The organism is Mesorhizobium sp. M7A.F.Ca.CA.001.08.2.1 (genome assembly GCF_003998455.1).
Taxonomy (GTDB): Bacteria; Pseudomonadota; Alphaproteobacteria; order Rhizobiales; family Rhizobiaceae; genus Mesorhizobium; species Mesorhizobium ciceri.
The window spans coordinates 1-881 of the sequence record NZ_RZPW01001285.1 but is presented as its reverse complement, the minus strand read 5'-3'; the positions used below and the strand labels follow the sequence as shown (position 1 = coordinate 881).

The following is an 881-nucleotide window of genomic DNA, read 5'->3' as shown; positions in this document are numbered from 1 at the left end:
GATTGTGTCCGATGCCATCCTTGATGGCCCGGTGCTCATATTCGCCCGAGAATTTCTTGGAGTAGGAACCAGGCTCCGGATGTGGGGCTCCATTGACATCACCTTCGAGGGTGATAGTCGGCACAGTGATGACCGGACCCGCGGCAAGCCGATTTTCCAGATCGTCATATGTCGGCTCGCCGTCAGCGATGCCAAGGCGCCAGCGATAGTTGTGGATCACAATGGCGACATGGTCCGGGTTATCGAAGGCTGCCGCCGTGCGATTGAACGTGGCTTCGTCGAAGTCCCACCGCGGCGATGCGATCTGCCAGATCTGTTTTGCAAAATCGTGCCGATATTTTTCGTATCCTGCCTGCCCACGTTCAGTGGCAAAGTAATATTGATACCACCATGCAAGTTCAGCTTTGGGCGGCAACGGCTTCCTGTTGGATTCACGGCTGCCAATCAAATAGCCGCTGACGGAAACGAGTGCCTTGCATCGTTCGGGCCAGAGCGCCGCAACGATGTTGGCCGTCCGCGCCCCCCAATCACAACCGCCGAAAATCGCCGTGGGAATCTTCAGCGCATCCATCAGGGCTACGACGTCGGCGGCGAGCGCCGCTTGCTGGCCATTGCGGAGTGTCGCAGACGACAGAAAGTGCGTCGTACCGTAGCCGCGAAAGTAGGGAACGATTACGTGGTAACCGGCCGACGCCAACAATGGCGCGACATCCACATAAGTGTGGATGTCGTACGGCCAGCCATGGAGCAGCAAAACTGCAGGGCCGTCAGCAGGGCCGTCCTCGGCATAGCCGATGTTCAGCAGGCCGGCATCGATCTGCTTCAGTGCGCCGAATGACGATTTTCCCGAAGGCATTGTCCCAAACGGCGCGGCCTTGCTG

Annotated in this window: 1 protein-coding gene; it reads right to left on the bottom strand. The window is 58.5% G+C overall.

The genetic code is table 11. From position 1 onward, the window contains the following. Positions 1 to 881, bottom strand: an 881-nt coding sequence (locus EN914_RS36875) for an alpha/beta fold hydrolase (RefSeq protein WP_164779238.1), incomplete at both ends; no start/stop codon positions are given.